The organism is Rouxiella badensis (assembly GCF_002093665.1).
GTDB lineage: Bacteria > Pseudomonadota > Gammaproteobacteria > Enterobacterales > Enterobacteriaceae > Rouxiella > Rouxiella badensis.
This window is the reverse complement of record NZ_MRWE01000032.1, coordinates 1-18,148: the sequence shown is the minus strand read 5'-3', so window position 1 is coordinate 18,148 and position 18,148 is coordinate 1. Positions and strand designations below refer to the sequence as shown.

The following is an 18,148-nucleotide window of genomic DNA, read 5'->3' as shown; positions in this document are numbered from 1 at the left end:
AGCCCGTTTGAAATAAAAAACCTGCATCGTTGCAGGTTTTTTTGTAGGTTCTCTAAAGCATTACGCCGTTTGTGTGACGATGCGGACCCCGACTTTACTGACGCGATTGCCTTCCATCTCTGCGATGGTCCAGGTGAGGCCGTCCCATTCGATATGGTCACCAATAACCGGTTCCCCGCCCAGCAGCTGAATCACAAAATGGCCCAGCGACAGCGTTTTGTCGATACTGTCATCGAGATTCAACCCGTACAGCTGAGAGATAGCGTCTAGCGGTGCGTCAGCCTCGAGAATAAAGTCACCGAAGAAGCGCTCGTCCATCACCACCGCATTGGTATCGCTAAACAGTTTACCCAACTCCGGCAAATCCTTTTCCTGGCCGATAACGCAGAGAATGTCGCCTTCTTTTAATCGCGTGCTGCCGGTAGGGTGCAGCATAACCGTGCCGCGGAACAGGGCTGCAATACGGGTTTCTTTCGGCATTTTCAAATCGCGCAGCGCGGCGCCGACACACCACTTTTCGGATCCAAGCTGATAAATAAAGTGCTCCCACTGGGTGTAGATATCAATATCCAGGCCCAGGCGAGAAATCGGCGTCGGCGCAGGAGGGATAATCACCTTGGCCTTTTTTGCCGCAAAGCCAAGCGAAGTTCCCTGCAACAGTAATGAAACCAGCACGATAAAGAATGCGACGTTAAAGTACAGATGCGCCTGCGGCAGCCCAGCCATCATCGGGAATACGGCAAGGATGATAGGCACCGCACCGCGCAGCCCGACCCACGAGATGAAGAAGCGCTCGCGCAGGGTAAAGTTTCGGAACGGCAGCAGGCCGACAAACACCGACAACGGTCGGGCAAAAAGAATCATCCACAAGGAAAGCGCCAGCGCCGAGACCGCAATAGGCAACAGGTCACTCGGGGTAAGCAGCATCCCGAGCACCAGGAACATCGCAATCTGGCTAAGCCACGCAAGGCCGTCGAAGGTTTGCATGATACCGTGTTTGCTGCGCACCGGCCGATTACCGAGCATCAGACCGCAGAGATAAACCGCTAAAATACCGCTGCCGTCGAGGCCGACCGTGGCCGCAAAGACCAGCAGCCCACCACTGAATGCCAGCATCGGATAAAGGCCGGTGGGTAGGGTTACGCGATTGATGAGCTGCTGTAAAAGCCAGCCGCCGCCGAGTCCGAAGGCAATACCTAGCCCGAACTGGCGAATAACATCGACCAGGAACATCCAGCTGAGGCCGTGTTCACCTTTGGCAATCATGTCGATCAGGGTAATGGTTAGGAACACCGCCATTGGGTCATTACTGCCGGATTCAATCTCCAGCGTGGCGCTAACGCGTTCATTGAGGCCTTTGCCGCCGATCAGCGAAAAGACCGCCGCCGCATCGGTTGAGCCGATGATGGCACCGATCAGCAGTCCCTGCATAATATTAATGTGGAACAACCATGCCGCTGCCATACCGGTGAGACCGGCAGTGATAAGTACGCCGACGGTGGCAAGTGAGAGTGCGGGCCAAAGTGCCACACGAAACGACGAGGCGCGGGTGCGCATGCCGCCGTCGAAGAGGATTACGGCCAAGGCAAGGTTGCTGACCAGATAGGCGGCAGGGTAGTTATCAAAGGCGATATGACCAATACCGTCGACGCCGGCCAGCATACCGATGGCCAGAAAGATCACGAGAATAGGGATGCCGAGGCGTGAAGAAAGCGAGCTAAGCAGAATACTTGCTGCTACCAACAGTGCGCCGATAAAAAAAAGTGTGTTGATAGTACTCGCATCCAATGTGTCTTTCTCCTGTACGTATTACGGCTTTCTTCCTGTCACTGGGTCAATGACTATAATGTTAATTTAACAGGAATTTGTAAACGGCGCTGTGTAAACTTCGGATTTTTATTAAGCGATACGTTGGGTTAATAATTCCCCATCGCGATGTTCTCTCCACCAATTGATTCCCCCGCGCAAATCCCTAAAAGCCATCGAAAAGCTATGCTTATTATTATCCAAAGAGAAAAGGGGTAAAGGTATGAGTCAATTTACGGGAATTCATCGCGAGGTTTTGCAGGATGGCACCATCAAGCATGTGCTGGTTCGCGATGAACAAGGCAACAAACAGGTTAAAGCCGCCAAGGACTATATTTCCGAAGGTATTCGCCCACAGCTTGATGACTTGCCAGAGGTCGGTACGGACTCTGAGTTTCCAATAGACGGAAAAGGATGACGGTGGGGCTTTGGATTGTAAAAATTTTTTGAGATTTAAAAAGAAAAAAACCAGCGGTTAAATCGGACGGGTGGACCGAATAACCGCTGGCGATCATCAAAGTTGATGAGCTAAGGAGAAACTGAGGTCGTCAGTTATCTTTTAATGCAGTATCTGTGCCAATAACGCTAACCTTTCTGCTTTTCAACAGCGCGTTGAGCAAGATAGCCCCAAACGTTGCGGTGCCTATGCCGCCCATGGTGAAGCCACCGAAGGTCAGCGAAAAGTTGCCAGCCCCCAGTACAAGCGTCACCGCGACCATAATCAGGTTACCGTTCTGGTTTAAATCAACGTTATTTTGTAACCAGATGCGGGCACCGGCGACGGCAATCAGGCCAAAGACCACGATAGACGCACCGCCCAATACCGGCCCTGGGATGGTGTGAATCAATGCACCAAATTTGGGAGAGAAGCCCAACAAAATAGCAACCACCGCCGCAGCCACGAAAATGAGCGTCGAGTAAATCTTGGTCACTGACATCACGCCGATGTTTTCCGCATAGGTTGTTACCCCGGTGCCGCCCATCGAGGCAGAAAGCATGGTCGCCAGGCCGTCACCGACGAACGCGCGTCCCAGATAAGGGTCGAGATTTTTACCGGTCATTCCCGCGACGGCTTTGATGTGCCCGAGGTTTTCAGCAATCAGAATAACGGCTACTGGCACAATCAACAGCATCGCGTGGCTGTCGAAAACCGGCGATGTAAAGCTTGGCATCCCGAACCAGGCGGCATGCGTGATGCCGCTAAAGTCGATCGATTTTCCCAGGCCGAGCACGTTGGTGATGACAAAATAGATAATGTAGGCGGCAATAAGCCCCAATAGCAGCATTAGCCGTTGCATCAATCCTCGCGTAAATACCGCTACGCCGCCGATACACAGCACGGTGACGACGGCCATCCAGCTGTCGAACATTGAGGCCGCGACGCTGCCGACGGCGATCGGTGCCAGGTTAAGGCCTATTGCCATGACAATCGCCCCTGTGACGACCGGCGGCATCAGTTTCTCAATCCATCGGGTTCCGACCGCCATCACCACAAAGCCAATCAGCGTATATACCGCACCGCAGGCGATAATGCCGCCCAATGCCAGGGCAATATTGGGATTCGGTCCGTGGCCGCTGTAGCCGGTGACGGCGATAACGACCCCGACGAACGAGGCGCTCGACCCTAAATAACTTGGCACGCGCCCGCCGACGATGATGAAAAATAGCAGTGTGCCGATGCCGGACATCAAAATCGCCATGTTGGCATCGAAGCCCATCAGCAGCGGCATCAGCACCGTAGCACCAAACATGGCCACCGCGTGCTGAAGTCCCATGATGATGGTCGGCCCCAAGCGCAGCCGCTCATCCGGCGCTATTACCGCCCCTTCCAGACTGCCCGTTCTTTTACGCCATTGAGGAAACCACGTATTCGCCATCATCTTCTCCAGGATTAAAACAGAGGAAAACGGCCTGAACTCAGGCCGATGTTTTTTGACGCATCAGGGGATGATAGCGTCGGTCAAAATAGACCAATCCATGGCTGTCATCGCTGCGTAAAATATCGATGACTTCACAAAATAAAACGTCGTGGGTGCCAACCTGCGTCACCTGACTGACGCGGCAGTCAAAGGAGGTCAGTGCGCCCTGCAACGCGGGAGAACCCGTTGCCATCGTTAGCCACTGTGCGGCAGAAAAACGTGCCTCCATCGGCGTCTTGCCGCCGAACAGGTTGGACAACGACTCATGGAGGTCCGACAGCGTATTGACGCAAAGCACCTGATTCTGCTCAAAAATCGGATAAACAGAAGCCGAGCGATTCAGGCAGACTAGCAGGGTCGGTGGCGTGTCTGTGACGCTGCACACCGCCGAGGCGGTAAATCCGGCGCGTCCTGCGGGTCCGTCGGTGGTAATAATGTTCACCGCCGAACCGAGATGCGCCATCGCGTCGCGAAATGCCTGTTTTTCCACACCAGCCAGCTCGGCCAGGGGGAGGTCCTTAAGAGGTAATGTCATGATGAGCTCCGCTGGGGCCGTAGTCAGATAATTTTGCACACGCGATCGAAGGCCAGACGCGGTGCGCGAGGGTAAACCTTGCCACTGTCGCCGTAGCCGATATTAAGCAAGAAATTGGCTTTCCAACCTTGCTCGCTCAGGAAAGTTTCGTTGACCTTCGCCTGATCGAAACCAGACATCGGGCCGGTATCCAGGCCGAGCGAGCGCAGGGCGAGGATCAGATACGCCGCCTGTAGGCTGGCATTACGAAACGCCGTCTCGTGCGCTAATTCAGGACTGGAGGTAAACCATGAGCGTGCATCGCCGTGCGGGAACAGCTCCGGCAGCAGGTCATAAAACGCCGGATCGTAGGCCAGAATCGCGGTCACAGGCGCGCTCAGGGTCTTCTCCAGATTGCCGCTCGACAGCGCAGGTGCCAGCTTCTCTTTACTTTCTTTAGTGCGGATAAACACTACGCGCAGCGGGCAGCAGTTGGCGGAGGTCGGCCCCATACGCGCTAAGTCGTAGGCCTGCTGTAGCAACTCGTCGCTGACCGGTTTATCCTGCCATCCGTTGTGGGTGCGGGCTTCTGTGAACAAGGTCGCCAGTGCGCTGGTGATTAATGCTTCGGCCATGATGTCTCCGTTGGCTGTGAGCTCTCGGCAGACGGCGGGGCAAAGCGCAGCAGCCATTCGAGAAGGATTGGGTTAAAGGTTTCACTGTCGGTCACACTCATGGCGTGGCCGCCGTACGACATCTGCACCAGCTCGCCGTTGGGCAGATTATGCGCCAGCGTCGTGGAGCAGTGCCACGGAACCAGCAGGTCGTCTTTGCAGCTAAAGGCCAGCGTCGGCGTATTTAGGATATCGAGGCTGCCGCTGAGGTCCGAAGACATCAATGCCTGTAGACGGTGCAGCAGGTTTTCCATTCCCTGAAAATGTTCAACCTGATGGGTTTGTTCCTGTTCTAGCAGCTCGGCGTGTGCCGAAAGCCAGTCTGCGGGATATAAAAACAGCGGCTGCGCCCGAACGTAGGCTTCCACGCCGGTGTTAAGCAGCAGATCCTGACGCACCTGAAAACAGCGGCGAGTCTGGCTGTCAAGCGTCGCCCAGCCGTTAATCACCACCAGACTCTCGAGCAATGCCGGATAACGCTGCGCCAGATGCAGGCCGATAATGCCGCCCAGCGCGTGGCCCACCACGTGACAACGGTCAATCTTCAGTGTATTGAGCAGACCGGCGAGCTCATCGGCCATATCCTCCATACGATAGCCCGCGGGGATCGTACCCTGACTTGCGCCGGTGCCAAACTGGTCATAAACCACCACGCGGAAATGCTGCTCGAGCATCGCCAGCTGCGGTTTCCAAAAGCTGTGTACACCGCCTAGCCCGGAAGAGAGCACCACGGTTTGCGCCGTGGGCGAGGTGTTGCCGCTAATTTTGTAAAACAGGGACGTTTTGCTCATGCCATTCTCACCGTCTGATTTCGGAAAAACTAGTGGCCTACGTGAGCGATTGAGGCAATTTCTACCAGTGCCTCAGGTTTCACCAGACCGCACTGAATGCAGAAACGCGCGGGTTTTTCTCCCGGAAAATATTCGGCGTAAACCTTGTTCACTGCCGCGTAGTGGCTCCAGTCAGTGATGAAAATGGAGTTGAAGGTGACGTCATCCATGGTGCCGCCAGCGGTTTCAATTACCCCTTTGATGATTTCCAGCACGTGGCGAGTCTGTGCCTCGGCGTCGCCGGGAAACACGACGTTATTGTTCTTGTCGAAAGGCAGCGTTCCCGAGACGTAGACGACGCCATCGGCCTTGGTGCCCGGAACGAATGGCGCAATGGGGACGCCGGTGCCTTCAGGGATGATGATGCTTTTTGGCATAGTGCTTTCCTTTTTAAAATTAATTAAAGATTTTAATTTCTCAGGCCGTTTGGCTCATTTTTTCGCTGGTTTTCGCGACGGTATTACAGAAACTGTCGACGTTTGACACCCAACCAAAGAAGGTTTCGATGTTGTAGATAGCGGCCTTCTGAGCAAACTCTGGGCCTGCCTGGTGGGTGGCATCTTCCAGCACCACGCCGAAGTACTCGAGGAAGAAGCCGTCGCGCAGGGTTGATTCAACGCAGACATTGGTGGCGATACCGGTAAATACCAGATGGTGAATGCCATAGCTGCGCAACAGGCTGTCGAGCTGGGTGTTGAAGAATCCGCTGTAGCGCGTTTTTGGCAGCACGATGTCACCCGGCTGCGGCTGAAGTTCGTCAACCAGGTCGTAGTCCCAATCGCCTTTGGCCAGCAGTTTGCCCATCAACTCGGGGCGTTTGCGCATGGTCTTTAGGGCATTAGATTTATGGAAGTTTGGTGAACCTTCGCCGCCAGCTTCGACGTACTGGTTATCCCAACCGTTCTGGAAGAAAATAACCTTGATGCCCGCCGATCGCGCGGCGGCGATAGCGCGCTTGATGTTGGCGATAACCGGTCCCGTGTGCGAGACGTCGAAGCCCGCCAAGTCTAGGTAGCCGCCCTTGGAGGCGTAGGCATTTTGCATATCAATGACGATAAGCGCGGTTTGCTGCGGTGAGAACGCCAGCGATTCAGGACGTGCGGGCAAAATGACTTCGCCGTTAATAGCGCCCGGATCTCGACGAACAACGGCATTTTCTACAATTTTCATTATGCGACCTCTTTTTCGACGGATGTGTCATTGAGCAGGTATTGGCGCGTTTTCATCAGCGGCTGAATGAACTGGCCGAAGTTTTCGATACCCTGTACGAAATCGTCGAAGGTCAGAAGGACGCCCTCTGTGCCCGGCACTGTCGCAATTTCGTCGAGCATTTTTGCTACGTTGGCGTAAGAGCCCACCAGTGTCCCCATGTTGATGTTCACTGCCGACGTGGGGTCAGCCATCTGACGCACGTTGGTATCCGCGCCGGATTTGGTGTCTTTGCTGCTCTGGTCGGTCAGCCACGCCAGCGCTTCGCTGTCGGCTCCCTCTTTATAAGATTCCCATTTGGCGCGCGCGGCGGCGTCGGTTTCGTCGGCGATGACCATAAATAGCACGTAGGAGGCGACGCTGCGTTTCTCTGCGTCGGCGGCGGTTTTCATGCGCGCGGCGGTGGGGGCAAAAGCGGTCGGTGTGTTGACGCCTTTACCGAAGCAGAAGTTGTAATCGGCGTGTTTGGCCGAGAAGGCCATTCCCGCATCGCTCTGACCGGCGCAGATAACCTTCATCTCGGCCTGTGGACGTGGGCTGACGCGGCAGTCGTCCATCTTGAAGAATTTACCCTGCATATCGCAGTGGCCCGTGCCCCAAAGGTCGCGCAGCACGGTGACGTATTCGGTCAGGTAGTCATAGCGGCTGCTGAAATACTCATCGCCCGGCCACATGCCCATCTGCTCGTATTCTGGTTTCTGCCAGCCGGTCACCACGTTAACGCCGAAGCGGCCGTTGGAGATGGAATCAATGGTGGCCGCCATGCGGGCAACGATGGCGGGTGGCATCACAAGCGTTGCCGCAGTGGCGTAGAGCTTGATTTTGCTGGTCACGGCGGCCAATCCTGCCATCAACGTGAACGACTCCATGTTGTGTTCCCAGAATTCGGTTTTGCCACCGAATCCGCGTAATTTGATCATCGAAAGGGCGAAATCGAAGTTGTAGTGCTCGGCTTTCTGCACGATGGTTTTGTTCAGCTCAAAGGTTGGCTGATACTGCGGCGCGTTTTCTGAAATCAACCAGCCGTTATTACCGATAGGAATGAAGACACCGATTTTCATAGCACACCTCTTGTTTGATAAAGGCCCGTCTGGCCTCTGGAACATGGAGCGTTTAACAGCGAAAGCCTGGCTTGAGTGCATCCTGCGGGTTCCTAATTGCGCCAGGCTAATCGCTTACTCGTACACTGACATTGCAATCTCAATGCCAGTTTTTAAATCACCTTTATTATCAATGTCTTAAAAAAGTTTTTTGAAATAGGGTAGAGCAAATGGTCTAAAGTGGACCATTTGGTAAAAAATAACTGCACGAAAATCAGGCAGGGATGAGCAAAAATGGTGCGGAAATGTTAAATTTTGAATGAATTTTCAGCATTTCTCCCTGGGGGAGAGAGGCACGGGCATAGTCGCAGTGGGGGAGTTTTGTTATGCTTGAGCGAAAGCGAGACTGACAGGAAGAGAGGGTGAAGAATTGGCAGCAGATGGACTGACCGGCAGCAAGAAGGCGCCGACGCGGCGTTCACGCGCCGTCGCGGCAAAGCGAAACACCATTATGGCCGCCGCGCTGGAATTCTTTTCTTTATACGGGCTCCACGGAACCAGCCTCGACAAAGTGGCCGAGCGTGCCGACGTCTCCAAGACCAACCTGCTTTATTATTTCCCCTCCAAGGAAGAGCTTTACGTCGCCGTTCTGAAAGATCTGCTGGACATCTGGCTCGAACCGCTCAAGGCGCTAAGCCCCGAGCAGCAGCCGATGGAGGCGATAAAACAGTACATCTATCTTAAACTCTGCGTCTCGCGAGACCATCCCCAGGCATCCCGGTTGTTCTGCCTCGAGATGTTGCAAGGGGCGCCGCTACTCAAGCAGGTGCTGAGTACACACCTCAAAGTGTTAGTGGATGAGAAGTCTGACATTATTCGTGGCTGGGTTCAGGCCGGGCAAATCGCGCCTATCGAGCCGCTTCATTTGCTGTTTATCCTCTGGGCCACCACTCAGCACTATGCCGACTTCGGCGTACAGATTGAGGCGATCAGTGGACAGACCCTCGGCGACGAGGCGTTCTTCGAGCAGGCGGTGGCTAATCTTCAGCACATCATTACGCAGGGTATTCGACCGCAGGGTTGAGGTTAGACCCGCAACGGGAAATGCCCATACCGACACGCCGATGGGCATTTTTTAGGGTTAAAATGATGAAATATCGAAGATAAAAAAAATCCGGCGCAAAATACACCGGATTTTTTATGCCGATTTCAGGCGGCCATTATTTCACTGCGGCGCGCTTTTTAGAACGCAGCCAGTAGCCTATCCCCAGAATGACAAACCACAGCGGCGTTGCCATTAAGGCTTGACGGGTGTCAGGTTGCAGCGTGAGCAGCACCAGCACGCAGGCGAAGAACGCGATACCCACCCAGCACATCAGAATACCCAGCGGCATTTTGTACTCAGAAGCAGCATGCATTTGGGGGCGCTTACGGCGGTAGACCAGATACGAACACAGGATGATGGTCCACACGAACATAAACAGAATGGCCGATACGGTGGTGACCAGCGTAAACACTGTTATGACGTTCGGGATCAGGTAAATCAGCACCACGCCTGCCAGTAGACAGATGCAGGAGAACATCAGCCCGTTGGACGGCACTGCGCGGGAAGACAGTTTCCCGAAGGCTTTTGGTGCCATCCCTTCCTGCCCCAGGCCGAACAGCATCCGGCTGGTGGAGAAGATGCCGCTGTTGGCGGAAGACGCCGCCGAGGTCAGTACCACAAAGTTGATGATACTTGCCGCAGCGGGCAGGCCTGCCAGTACAAACAGTTCAACGAACGGGCTCTTGTCGGCGGCAACCGCGTTCCACGGCGTGACGCACATGATGGCAATCAGCGCGAAGACGTAGAACATGATGATACGCAGCGGAATAGCGTTAATCGCGCGCGGCAGGGATTTCTTCGGATCTTTGGTTTCCGCCGCCGTAGTACCGACTAACTCGATGCCGACAAAGGCAAAGATGGCAATCTGGAAGCCCGCAAAGAAACCGCTGATGCCTTTCGGGAAGAGTCCGCCGTTGTCCCACAGATTGCTAAACGCCGCGACGGAGCCGGTGGGTGTTTTGTAGTGCATTAGCACCATGACCAAGCCAGCGATAATCAACCCGACAATGGCGACGATTTTGATCATCGCAAACCAGAACTCGGTTTCACCGAACATTTTGACCGTGGCGAGGTTCAGGCCGAAGAGGATCAGCACGAAAATCAGTGAGGCGACCCACTGCGACAGCCCTGGGAACCAGAATTGGGCATAGGATGTGACGGCAACCACGTCGGCGATACCGGTCACCACCCAGCAGAACCAGTAGGTCCAGCCAGTGAAATATCCGGCCCACGGACCCAGCAGGTCGGCGGCAAAATCGCTGAAAGATTTATATTCGAGATTGGACAGCAGCAGCTCGCCCATCGCACGCATCACGAAGAACAGCATGAAGCCGATGATCATATAAACGAAAATAATCGACGGACCCGCCAGACTGATGGTTTTTCCCGAACCCATAAACAGGCCCGTTCCGATGGCACCACCGATGGCGATCAGCTGGATATGGCGGTTGGTGAGATTTCTGCGCAGGTGCTCCGGAGTCTCGTCCCCAGATTGACTGATGACTTCTGTATCGTGTTGCATAGGTTATTTCTTCCTGTCATGTATGGAATAAGGGCTCTATCTGGCTCTTTTCTCAGCTTTTATAGCGGGATCTGCTGCTTGAGGATGAAGGACAGTCAGGCAGATCTGCCATAATAATGTTAAATTCCGGCTCATTATAGCTATGGCGTTGCAGAATCTAATAGCGAATGTACTGTTATTTTTACACTCTTTGAGCAACTGCTCGTTTCGTCCTCTTCCTGAAGTCGTTTTGTCCGTTATGCGAGGGTGAATGTCGTTTAACGAGGCGCAGCAATCGGCACATTACGCCATACTTGTTTCAGGTAGCGGAATTTGGTCCGCACGCAAGAATGGAGAAAAACTATGTTAGCCGACCCGTCGAAGAAGTATGTTGCTTTCCCAACGGTAAACTTACCGGACCGTCAGTGGCCGAGTAAGACCCTTGATAAGGTGCCGCAGTGGTGCTCAAGCGATTTACGAGACGGTAACCAGTCGCTAGCGGAGCCAATGGATAATCAGCGTAAGCGTATGTTCTTCGACATGCTGCTGCGCTGTGGCTTCAAACAGATTGAAGTGGCGTTTCCTTCTGCCTCTCAGACCGATTTTGACTTCGTTCGTGGCTTGATTAACGACAAGGCCATCCCAGAAGACGTCTGGATTCAGGTATTGACCCAGTCTCGCAGCGACCTGATTGAGCGCACGTTTGAAGCGCTTATCGACGCACCGCGCGCTATCGTGCACTTGTATAACGCGACGTCGCCGATATTTCGCGAGGTGGTGTTCAACATGGATAAAGCCGCCACGCTGGATTTGGCCGTGCGCGGTGCCAAACAGATTCGTCAGCTGTGCGAAAAATACCCGCAAACCCAATGGACCTTCGAATACTCGCCGGAAACTTTCTGCTTCACCGAACTGGAGTTTTCTCTGGAAGTCTGTGAAGCGGTGGCTGCCGTGTGGGAGCCCTGCGCCGAGCGCCCGATGATCCTCAATCTGCCGGCCACCGTTGAGGTCAGCAGCCCGAACGTTTACGCCGACCAGATTGAATGGTTCTGCCGTCACTTCAGCCGTCGCGATCGGGTTTCCATCAGCGTTCATCCGCACAACGACCGCGGAACTGGCGTTGCCAGCGCCGAGCTTGCACTGATGGCCGGTGCCGACCGCGTTGAAGGCTGCCTGTTCGGCAACGGTGAGCGCACCGGTAACGTGGATCTGGTGACCATGGCGTTGAACTTCTATACCCAGGGTATTTCGCCGGGTCTGGACTTCAGCGACCTGAAGGGCATTGTCGAAATCGTTGAGCAGTGCAACCAGCTGCCGGTCCATCCGCGACACCCTTACGCCGGTGAGCTGGTATTTACCGCTTTCTCTGGTTCGCATCAGGACGCCATCAAGAAAGGTTTTGCCGCGCAGAAGCAGCGTGAAAGCAATATCTGGAATGTGCCTTATCTGCCGCTGGACCCTGCCGACGTGGGCTGTAGCTATGAGGCGGTTATCCGCGTTAACAGCCAGTCCGGCAAGAGCGGTGCGGCGTGGCTGCTCGAGCAGAATCATGGGCTGAAACTGCCGCGTGGATTGCAGATTGAATTCAGTAAAGCGGTGCAGAAAGAGACTGACACCAGCGGTAAAGAGATGAGCACCAGCGACGTATGGCGTCTGTTCCGCCAGCGCTATGGTCTGGTGGACCAGCCGGTGATGAAGCTGCTGAGCTACGATATTCGCAGCGACGAGAACAATCTGCGTCATTTCAGCGCCAAGGTGAATCATCAGGGCAAAGAGATTACGCTGAGCGGCAGCGGTAACGGCCTGCTCTCATCGGCGGTAGATGCTCTGCATCGCTCCTTCGACCTGATGCTGGAAATTGGTGATTATGATGAGCACACGCTGGGTCATCAGAGCCACAGCCGTGCGGTTGCCTATGTCAGCTGCCAGCGTCCGCAGGGAGAAAGAGTTTACGGCGTGGGCATCGACAGCGACGTTTCCAGCGCCTCGCTGCAGGCTCTGTTTAACGCCAGCGCACAGCTGCTGCGTTAACTAACCCACGGTTTCTGCGGCTCGGGCCGCAGGATTGAAGTACTCGCTCGGCGGCACGCCCAGCGTTCTGCGAAACATGGCGCTGAAGGCGCTGGGACTGTCATAACCCAGCTCCAGCGCCACATCCAGCACCGATTGCCCCAGCGCCAGCGCATTCATCGCCGAAAGAATCTTTGCCCTGCGAACCCAGTCACTAAACCTTAACCCCGTCTCCCGCTGAAAACGTCGCGAAAGCGTTCTGCCGCTGATCGCCAGACGGTTGGCTATTTCTTCAAGCTCCCACGCCGCCGACAAATCATCACGGATCTGCTGGCAAAGCGTCAGCAGTTGCGGGTCGGTAGGTTCCGGGAGGTGAAGGGGAAGAATCGGTAACAGCCGCAGTTCATCAAGAATCAACTCAATGATGCGCTCGTCGCGTCCGCCGGGCGCATAGTCGACCGGCACGCTGAAGGAGGCGAGGATCAGTTCTCGCAGCAGGGGAGAAATCTGCACCACCTGGCACTGTGCAGGCAGATCCGCACGGGCGAGAGAGTCAACAAACAGCGTCCGCGCCTGAACAGCACCGATAAAGCGCAGACTGTGGGTGACGTTGGCGGGGAGCCAGACACCGCGCCCGGGCGGGACCATCCACACGCCGTGATGAGTCGATACCTGTACTACCCCGGTAACTGCATGAATAAGCTGTGAACAGCCGTGACGGTGGGAGGGTTCGCAATCGCCGTGTTGGTAATCGACTGCCACAGCGGCAAGCGATTGGTTTTCAGCTAAAAAATTCTCATGCATGGTGAAGCTAACTTCCGAAAAATGACGGTAATGAAATTAACACCCTCAGGCGTGAGGATTCTTTTTGGCTTTTTCAGCAGCCTGTTTCGCTTCTTCGGCAAGCTGATGGAGCTCTTCCTCGGTCAACTGCTCGGCGACCTCATGCAGCTTCGCCAGCCCGTCGCTTACGTGAACATCGTCTGCTTTGGTTTTGCTTTCGCTATCTTTGTCGCTCATTTTCTTTTACTCCAGATTGTTTACTCGAGAGAGCCAATCCTTTTAAAGGCCACGGTGATTCATTTTAGCAGATTTTACCCTGTCGCGAGGTAGGCCAGGAGGGCGCTGAGTTGGGCCACTGTGTAAAAAAAGAGAGCCGCGCGGGCTCTCTTTCGAAAAGGCATCGTCTGGTTATGTCAGACTTATTGGCGATAGCCTGTTTTGATCTGCTGTAGCGTGGCGTTGAAGATTTGAGCCTGCTGGGGATCTTCGATCTGGGAGATGAATTTTTCCAGATTAAGCACGACTTTGCCGGCATCAGCCTGGCCGATGGCCTTGAGCATGAGTGTCAGGGTCGCTTTCAGACAGGCAACTTCGGTTGCCAGTGTTTCAACGTTGGCCTGGGTAGTAAAATCACATGCGCTCATAATATCTCCTTAAAAACCAGTGGCCTCACCGGGCCGCTGGATGACGTGTTCAATAGCTTTACCGTCTCTGCGTGCAGAGGCGGCTAAAAATGGTGGCGCCATACTAGCACAGTCCTCAGTCAGGCTGGGAGCAGGCTGTAGCGGAAGTCCCGCTCGAGCCGATTAATTTTTTTATAATCTTTGTAAAAAAATAATCATCTTCGTCAAGGATACTAAACTTAAGCAGGTGTTGAGAATAGTTCAGGTACAACCGGCGCTTTTTTCATATTAAAAACCGTTAACTGAACTAGCAGAAGAAAATAATCCGCGTTGAAATCAGCAATATATCCCTTGGTTAGGCTGCTGTTATTTTGTTCGTTAATAAATAATCGTTGATCTAAGTCATATTTATCGTAGATAGGCACTCGATATTAGGGGTTGTAAAACACGCTATTGTATGATTTTAAAGTCTTTTGTTGTGTGCTTGCGCTGTAATCGATTCCTGAATGGAATTTAAGTTTTACATTTTTAAACGATAAGATTTTGCAATGAATGCTTGGTTAATTTCCCTCGGATGCAGTAAAATATGCCGGTTAATTTAATTAGCTTAAATTTATTTTTTTATTTCCGCAGTCATGTTTTTGCTTTCAGGTTTTACCTGGTACGCGTTCGACCTGACGCTGTAGACTCTTTTTTTGCTTATGTATTGTTCTGTGCCTTTTGCAGTTTTTGCAGATTGTTTACATGAAAACTCGATGCCGCTGAGCAAACGAATGAAAAATACGACCGTGTGACGCCCTTTATTTTTGGAGAATTCTCTTTGATTAGCGTTCTTCTTGTAGATGACCACGAACTGGTGCGCGCAGGGATTCGACGCATTCTTGAGGATATCAAAGGCATCAAAGTTGTTGATGAGATGCAGTGTGGTGAAGATGCCGTAAAATGGTGTCGCAGTAACCATGTCGATATTGTCTTGATGGATATGAGCATGCCGGGTATTGGCGGCCTTGAAGCCACGAAGAAGATTGTGCGCTTTTGCCCCGATATCAAGATAATCATGCTGACTATTTATACTGAAAACCCTTTACCTGCCAAAGTGATGCAGGCAGGTGCTTCGGGTTATCTCAGTAAAGGGGCCGCACCACAGGAAGTGGTCAACGCGATTCGCCTGGTCGATTCTGGCCAGCGCTATATTGCCTCCGATATTGCTCAGCAAATGGCGCTAAGCCAGCTTGAGCCACAGTCAGAAACGCCGTTTGATACGCTGTCCGAACGTGAGCTTCAGATAATGATGATGATCACCAAAGGGCAAAAGGTGAACGAAATTTCCGAGCAGCTCAATCTTAGCCCCAAGACAGTCAACAGTTATCGTTATAGAATGTTTAGTAAACTAAATATCAACGGTGATGTAGAATTGACCCATCTGGCAATCCGCCACGGTCTTTTCAACTCGGAGACGTTATCTGGTAGTGAGTAATGAGCGTTTTGACCCACAGGCCTTCTTAAAAACGGTCACCAGCCAACCCGGCGTCTACAGAATGTACGACGCGTCCGGGACGGTGATTTACGTCGGTAAAGCCAAAGATCTCAAAAAACGGCTTTCCAGTTATTTTCGTGTCCAGGTCTCGAGTCGCAAGACGGAGACTCTGGTCAAGAATATCGATCAAATCGATGTCACGGTCACGCATACCGAAACCGAAGCGCTGCTGCTTGAACATAACTATATCAAGCTGTATCAGCCGCGGTACAACGTGCTGCTGCGCGACGACAAATCGTACCCGCTGATCTTTTTAAGTGCCGATAATCATCCCCGACTGACTATTCACCGTGGCGCAAAACATGCCAAGGGCGAGTATTTCGGTCCTTTCCCCAATTCCTATGCGGTTCGAGAAACGCTGGCGCTGCTGCAAAAGCTGTTCCCTATCCGCCAATGCGAAAACAGCGTTTATCGCAACCGTTCGCGTCCCTGCCTGCAATACCAGATTGGCCGCTGTCTCGGGCCTTGCGTGAGCGGCCTGGTGAGTGAAGAGGAATATAAGCAGCAGGTTGACTATGTGCGACTGTTTCTCGAAGGGAAGGACCAGCAGGTGGTAACGCAGCTGATTGAGCGAATGGAAGCGGCAAGTAAAGACCTTCGTTTTGAAGACGCAGGGCGCTATCGCGACCAGATCCAGGCCGTGCGCCGCGTGACCGAGCGCCAGTTCGTGAGCGGTAACAGTGAAGATCTTGACGTTATCGGCGTGGCCTTCGAATCCGGCATGGCCTGTTTGCACGTACTGTTTATTCGCCAGGGCAAAGTGTTGGGCAGCCGCAGCTATTATCCTAAAGTGCCGGGCGGCACCGAGATGTCCGAGGTGGTACAAACCTTCGTAGGACAGTTCTACTTGCAGGGAAGCCAGGCGCGTACGTTGCCGGGCGAGATACTGCTCGACTTCAGCCTGCCTGAAAAAGACCTGCTGGCCGAATCGCTGAGCGAGATGGCGGGGCGTAAGGTTTATATTCAGAGCAAGCCACGTGGGGATCGCGCTCGCTACCTGAAACTTGCCCGCACTAACGCCACCACGGCGCTGACGACGCGTCTGTCTGAACGCTCGACCATTCACCAGCGATTGGCAGAATTAGCCAAGACGCTCAATCTCTCCGAGATTAATCGAATGGAGTGTTTTGACATCAGTCACACCATGGGGGAGCAAACGGTCGCTTCCTGTGTGGTATTTGATGCCAACGGTCCGGTGCGCGCTGAATATCGCCGCTATAATATCACTGGGATCACCCCGGGCGATGACTATGCGGCGATGACTCAGGTACTTAATCGGCGTTATGGCAAGTCTATAGAAGAGGCAAAAATTCCTGACGTCATCTTTATCGACGGCGGGAAAGGGCAGCTCGGTATGGCGTTAGACGTGTTCAAGGAGCTCGATGTTACCTGGGACAAATCAAAACCGCTGCTGATTGGTATTGCCAAAGGCGCAGATCGTAAAGCCGGACTGGAAACTTTGTTCTTCAAGGCGGAAGGAGAGGGGATTGCGTTGCCTTCGGACTCGCCTGCACTTCACGTGATACAGCATATTCGCGACGATTCGCACAATCATGCCATTACCGGTCACCGTCAGAAGCGTGCCAAGGTCAGAAATACCAGCGCACTTGAAGAGATAGAGGGCGTCGGTCCGAAACGTCGCCAGGTTCTACTGAAGTATATGGGAGGCATTCAGCCGTTGTTGAATGCCAGCGCAGAGGAAATTGCAAAAGTGCCGGGTATTTCACACGCATTGGCAGAAAAAATCCATAATGCGTTGAAACACTAGGGTCATTGTAGCAACATACTCATAATATCTACATCGGACAGATAGTTACCTACGCACATGCAATTTAATATACCGACGTGCCTTACCCTGTTTCGCGTTGCCATGATCCCGTTCTTCGTATTGGCTTTTTATCTGCCTTACGTCTGGGCTCCGGCAGCCTGTGCCCTGATTTTCGTTCTCGCCGCCATCACCGACTGGTTTGACGGGTATCTTGCCCGCCGCTGGAAGCAAACCACACGTTTCGGCGCTTTTCTCGACCCGGTCGCTGACAAGGTACTGGTTGCGATTGCGCTGGTTCTGGTGGCCGAATATTTCCACGCTTGGTGGATAACCTTGCCTGCGGCGACTATGATTGCTCGCGAAATTATCATTTCTGCGCTGAGAGAGTGGATGGCCGAGATTGGTAAACGCAGCAGCGTGGCCGTTTCATGGATTGGTAAAGTGAAAACCATGGCGCAGATGCTTTCGCTGGTGGCGCTGCTGTGGCGTCCAAACGATATCGCCGTGGGCGTTGGCGTGGTTGCCTTATACATCGCGGCAGTGCTGACTTTCTGGTCGATGTTCCAGTATTTGTTCGCCGCACGTAATGATTTGCTGGAACCTTGATCGAAGTGATTTAAAAAACGGCAATCAATCACGATGAGTCGATAATTTTATTGACTCACCGCGTCAGGTAAGTAGAATGCAACGCATCGGAAGGCAGCAAGCAATTAGCCAGAAGATAAGTTAAAAAAATCAGTAAGTTCTGATTAAAGCGGGAATAGCTCAGTTGGTAGAGCACGACCTTGCCAAGGTCGGGGTCGCGAGTTCGAGTCTCGTTTCCCGCTCC

The 18,148-nt window shown here is 53.3% G+C and carries 18 protein-coding genes and 1 tRNA gene; 7 read left to right on the top strand and 12 right to left on the bottom strand.

Going from position 1 to position 18,148, the window contains the following annotated elements:
• Positions 1-60: 60 nt before the first annotated feature.
• Complete coding sequence (locus tag BS640_RS17085) at positions 61-1,788, bottom strand: potassium/proton antiporter (RefSeq protein ID WP_084912980.1); 1,728 nt, start codon at positions 1,786-1,788, stop codon at positions 61-63.
• 241 nt (positions 1,789-2,029) lie between these two features.
• On the opposite strand from BS640_RS17085, the gene BS640_RS17080 reads away from it, so the two are divergent.
• Complete coding sequence (locus tag BS640_RS17080; protein ID WP_017490487.1) at positions 2,030-2,224, top strand: hypothetical protein; 195 nt, start codon at positions 2,030-2,032, stop codon at positions 2,222-2,224.
• 130 nt (positions 2,225-2,354) lie between these two features.
• On the opposite strand, the gene rutG is transcribed toward BS640_RS17080, so the two are convergent.
• Genes rutG through rutA form a run of 7 tightly spaced genes read right to left on the bottom strand, consistent with a single transcriptional unit; the run spans position 2,355 to position 8,013 of the window.
• Positions 2,355-3,683, bottom strand: a complete 1,329-nt coding sequence (gene rutG, locus BS640_RS17075; RefSeq protein ID WP_084912979.1) for a pyrimidine utilization transport protein G — start codon at positions 3,681-3,683, stop codon at positions 2,355-2,357.
• A gap of 40 nt (positions 3,684-3,723) precedes the next feature.
• Positions 3,724-4,260 (bottom strand): NADH-dependent FMN reductase RutF, encoded by a 537-nt coding sequence (gene rutF / locus BS640_RS17070; RefSeq protein ID WP_017490485.1) that lies wholly within the window; start codon positions 4,258-4,260, stop codon positions 3,724-3,726.
• 23 nt (positions 4,261-4,283) lie between these two features.
• The gene (locus BS640_RS17065; RefSeq protein WP_017490484.1) at positions 4,284-4,874 is read right to left on the bottom strand and encodes a malonic semialdehyde reductase; all 591 of its coding nucleotides are present in this window, start codon (positions 4,872-4,874) and stop codon (positions 4,284-4,286) included.
• Positions 4,859-5,689 (bottom strand): pyrimidine utilization protein D, encoded by an 831-nt coding sequence (gene rutD, locus BS640_RS17060; RefSeq protein ID WP_084912992.1) that lies wholly within the window; start codon positions 5,687-5,689, stop codon positions 4,859-4,861. Before rutD ends, BS640_RS17065 begins: the two co-directional genes overlap by 16 nt.
• Positions 5,690-5,733: 44 nt before the next feature.
• On the bottom strand, positions 5,734-6,120 hold the full coding sequence (gene rutC, locus BS640_RS17055) for a pyrimidine utilization protein C (RefSeq protein ID WP_084912978.1): 387 nt from the start codon (positions 6,118-6,120) through the stop codon (positions 5,734-5,736).
• A gap of 40 nt (positions 6,121-6,160) precedes the next feature.
• Positions 6,161-6,913, bottom strand: a complete 753-nt coding sequence (gene rutB / locus BS640_RS17050; RefSeq protein ID WP_017490481.1) for a pyrimidine utilization protein B — start codon at positions 6,911-6,913, stop codon at positions 6,161-6,163.
• Positions 6,913-8,013: a pyrimidine utilization protein A gene (rutA, locus tag BS640_RS17045; protein ID WP_017490480.1), complete on the bottom strand. Its 1,101-nt coding sequence runs from the start codon at positions 8,011-8,013 to the stop codon at positions 6,913-6,915. Before rutA ends, rutB begins: the two co-directional genes overlap by 1 nt.
• A 409-nt stretch (positions 8,014-8,422) precedes the next feature.
• Between rutA and rutR the strand changes: the two genes are divergently transcribed.
• The gene (rutR, locus tag BS640_RS17040) at positions 8,423-9,076 is read left to right on the top strand and encodes an HTH-type transcriptional regulator RutR (protein ID WP_017490479.1); all 654 of its coding nucleotides are present in this window, start codon (positions 8,423-8,425) and stop codon (positions 9,074-9,076) included.
• Between the two features lie 136 nt (positions 9,077-9,212).
• Here rutR and cycA read toward each other — a convergent pair whose 3' ends face one another.
• A complete protein-coding gene (gene cycA / locus BS640_RS17035) occupies positions 9,213-10,619 on the bottom strand; it encodes a D-serine/D-alanine/glycine transporter (protein WP_017490478.1) in 1,407 nt (468 codons plus the stop codon).
• 342 nt (positions 10,620-10,961) lie between these two features.
• On the opposite strand from cycA, the gene leuA reads away from it, so the two are divergent.
• Positions 10,962-12,629 carry a 2-isopropylmalate synthase gene (leuA, locus tag BS640_RS17030; RefSeq protein ID WP_026110340.1) on the top strand — a complete coding sequence of 556 codons (1,668 nt, stop codon included), beginning with the start codon at positions 10,962-10,964 and terminating at the stop codon, positions 12,627-12,629.
• Here leuA and BS640_RS17025 read toward each other — a convergent pair whose 3' ends face one another.
• The 3 genes from BS640_RS17025 to BS640_RS17020 all read right to left on the bottom strand — a co-directional run bounded on the left by BS640_RS17025 (position 12,630) and on the right by BS640_RS17020 (position 14,035).
• Complete coding sequence (locus BS640_RS17025; RefSeq protein ID WP_084912977.1) at positions 12,630-13,412, bottom strand: AraC family transcriptional regulator; 783 nt, start codon at positions 13,410-13,412, stop codon at positions 12,630-12,632.
• A 45-nt stretch (positions 13,413-13,457) separates the two neighbouring features.
• On the bottom strand, positions 13,458-13,628 hold the full coding sequence (locus BS640_RS22145) for a hypothetical protein (RefSeq protein WP_017490475.1): 171 nt from the start codon (positions 13,626-13,628) through the stop codon (positions 13,458-13,460).
• Between the two features lie 182 nt (positions 13,629-13,810).
• Positions 13,811-14,035, bottom strand: a complete 225-nt coding sequence (locus BS640_RS17020; protein ID WP_017490474.1) for a DUF2594 family protein — start codon at positions 14,033-14,035, stop codon at positions 13,811-13,813.
• Positions 14,036-14,834: 799 nt separating this feature from the next.
• On the opposite strand from BS640_RS17020, the gene uvrY reads away from it, so the two are divergent.
• The 4 genes from uvrY (at position 14,835) to BS640_RS17000 (ending at position 18,146) form a co-directional block, all read left to right on the top strand.
• Complete coding sequence (uvrY, locus tag BS640_RS17015) at positions 14,835-15,491, top strand: UvrY/SirA/GacA family response regulator transcription factor (protein WP_026110338.1); 657 nt, start codon at positions 14,835-14,837, stop codon at positions 15,489-15,491.
• On the top strand, positions 15,484-17,319 hold the full coding sequence (gene uvrC / locus BS640_RS17010) for an excinuclease ABC subunit UvrC (RefSeq protein WP_026110337.1): 1,836 nt from the start codon (positions 15,484-15,486) through the stop codon (positions 17,317-17,319). The genes uvrY and uvrC overlap by 8 nt, the downstream gene beginning before the upstream one ends.
• A 57-nt stretch (positions 17,320-17,376) precedes the next feature.
• A complete protein-coding gene (gene pgsA, locus BS640_RS17005) occupies positions 17,377-17,925 on the top strand; it encodes a CDP-diacylglycerol--glycerol-3-phosphate 3-phosphatidyltransferase (protein WP_017490470.1) in 549 nt (182 codons plus the stop codon).
• Positions 17,926-18,073: 148 nt separating this feature from the next.
• Positions 18,074-18,146 (top strand) — tRNA-Gly (locus tag BS640_RS17000).
• Positions 18,147-18,148: the final 2 nt, after the last annotated feature.

What these genes read in the sequence shown, in the direction of transcription:
- leuA (WP_026110340.1), top strand. Translation starts at nt 10,962, where the DNA reads ATGTTAGCCGACCCGTCGAAGAAGTATGTTGCTTTCCCAACGGTAAAC.
- rutB (WP_017490481.1), bottom strand. Translation starts at nt 6,913, where the DNA reads ATGAAAATTGTAGAAAATGCCGTTGTTCGTCGAGATCCGGGCGCTATT.
- rutG (WP_084912979.1), bottom strand. Translation starts at nt 3,683, where the DNA reads ATGGCGAATACGTGGTTTCCTCAATGGCGTAAAAGAACGGGCAGTCTG.
- BS640_RS17065 (WP_017490484.1), bottom strand. Translation starts at nt 4,874, where the DNA reads ATGGCCGAAGCATTAATCACCAGCGCACTGGCGACCTTGTTCACAGAA.
- rutC (WP_084912978.1), bottom strand. Translation starts at nt 6,120, where the DNA reads ATGCCAAAAAGCATCATCATCCCTGAAGGCACCGGCGTCCCCATTGCG.
- BS640_RS17020 (WP_017490474.1), bottom strand. Translation starts at nt 14,035, where the DNA reads ATGAGCGCATGTGATTTTACTACCCAGGCCAACGTTGAAACACTGGCA.
- cycA (WP_017490478.1), bottom strand. Translation starts at nt 10,619, where the DNA reads ATGCAACACGATACAGAAGTCATCAGTCAATCTGGGGACGAGACTCCG.
- pgsA (WP_017490470.1), top strand. Translation starts at nt 17,377, where the DNA reads ATGCAATTTAATATACCGACGTGCCTTACCCTGTTTCGCGTTGCCATG.
- BS640_RS17080 (WP_017490487.1), top strand. Translation starts at nt 2,030, where the DNA reads ATGAGTCAATTTACGGGAATTCATCGCGAGGTTTTGCAGGATGGCACC.
- BS640_RS22145 (WP_017490475.1), bottom strand. Translation starts at nt 13,628, where the DNA reads ATGAGCGACAAAGATAGCGAAAGCAAAACCAAAGCAGACGATGTTCAC.
- rutF (WP_017490485.1), bottom strand. Translation starts at nt 4,260, where the DNA reads ATGACATTACCTCTTAAGGACCTCCCCCTGGCCGAGCTGGCTGGTGTG.
- rutA (WP_017490480.1), bottom strand. Translation starts at nt 8,013, where the DNA reads ATGAAAATCGGTGTCTTCATTCCTATCGGTAATAACGGCTGGTTGATT.
- BS640_RS17025 (WP_084912977.1), bottom strand. Translation starts at nt 13,412, where the DNA reads ATGCATGAGAATTTTTTAGCTGAAAACCAATCGCTTGCCGCTGTGGCA.